The sequence below is a fragment of the Microcoleus sp. B3-D7 genome (assembly GCF_036705305.1).
Lineage (GTDB): Bacteria > Cyanobacteriota > Cyanobacteriia > Cyanobacteriales > Microcoleaceae > Microcoleus.
Genome location: NZ_JAUBUE010000128.1, coordinates 1 through 1,564 on the forward strand (window position 1 = coordinate 1; position 1,564 = coordinate 1,564).

1 protein-coding gene is annotated in these 1,564 nt (G+C 44.1%); it reads right to left on the reverse strand.

The features are described 5' to 3' along the window. Window positions 1-39: 39 nt before the first annotated feature. Complete coding sequence (locus QUB25_RS29630; protein ID WP_333189052.1) at window positions 40-1,494, reverse strand: WD40 domain-containing protein; 1,455 nt, start codon at window positions 1,492-1,494, stop codon at window positions 40-42. Between the last annotated feature and the right edge of the window lie 70 nt (window positions 1,495-1,564).

A 1,564-nucleotide genomic window follows, 5' to 3' on the forward strand; every position in this document is an offset into this window, starting at 1 on the left:
AGATGGAAATCCATGAGCTTAGCCTCTAGCATAAAGTTCCTATATTATACAGTTTCCACCGCCAACCCAGAAGAGCCCTTTAGTATGGTGTTGCAAAGTTTTGAGGCATTCACCTCTGCGGGTATCCCATAAGCTTACTGTGCGATCGAAACTCCCACTAGCAAGTAGATTTCCATCAGAATTGAAGGTGACAAACATTACTGATTCGGTATGTCCCCGCAAAACTTTTAAACATTCACCAGTCTTGACATCCCATAACTTAATTGTTTTGTCATAACTCCCGCTAGCAAGTATCTCGCCGTCTGGACTGAAGGCGACAGACTCCAGCACGTTGGTATGTCCTTTACAGGTCAATATTTCTCTGCCACTGCTAGCTTCCCACAGGCGAACTACGCCATCACTATCACCTGTAGCTAACAGTTTGCCATCTGGACTAAATACTACTGAGCGAACACTGCCGAAGATTTTAGTAAAAGCTGAATTAGCCAAATTCGCTTCAGCCAAATTGACGTGGCGCAGCGTCGCATTTGTAAAATCTGCACCTAAAATAACTGCACTAGAGAGGTCTTTACCTTCTAAAGCAGTCTTGTCCTTTTTTAACAACAGAGTTGCCGCATTCCCTCCCACGTAGCCTACTTCGGTTTCAGTTTTACCTCGCGTTGCTGCCAGAATTTCTAGAAGAGGCAAAACCCCGGTTTCAGAAACCATCGGCAACAACAAGTCCATGACTGCTTTCGTCAGTGGTGCTTGTCCGAAACTCTGAAGAAGTTGATCTAAATCTTCAGCAACAAATCCCTTCAAAGGCGCGATAAGTTCGTTCTTATTTCTCTTATGGGCCTGAAGCCGACAATAATTAGACCAAGTGTATGATTGAGGCGCTGCATCATTGACACAAGACTGTTCAGGCGCAACTAATTCGGTAAAGTCGGCAGCCAAAACTCCCAATTCCGCTGCAAATTTATAAGCGACAAAAAACTCTAATAACGAACGATGCGCCGGAGTATAATCCCCATCTGCATTGCGGATTAGCATCGTTTGACCCATCATGTCGTAGTGCCAGTGGTCTAAGTCTTTTTCCTCCTGCACGACGGAACCAAACAAGCTGCGAATACGATCGGGAAAACCGCGATAATTGAGACTCATTTGGTCGGTAGACAGCATTTCCCAAGACAGTTCGCACAAAAAGTAAAGCTTATCTGCTAAAGAAGTAAAAGTGCGTTCTGCTTTGATATCTCTCTCTATCTTCCGCCGCACCGCATACAGATAAATCCGCGACATATCGACGGGTTTTCCAGCTTCAATATCCGGCAATGCTTCCAAAATTAACTCTGTCATCACCGGGCGACGCGCTAAATCCAATAGCTGCGGGTTTCCCATCACTTTTTCTACAGTCGCCGCTTCTGTTTGAAATGACAGGGCTTGCCCAATTTGCTCGTCGTTAAATTTCTCTAATTCTAATACTTCAAATTGGGGAGTTTCACCTGTTAATACCAAATCCGGTTATGATAGACTACTTATAATCACATAAAAATAAAAAGCGATGCCGAAAAAAGCATATTTGGCA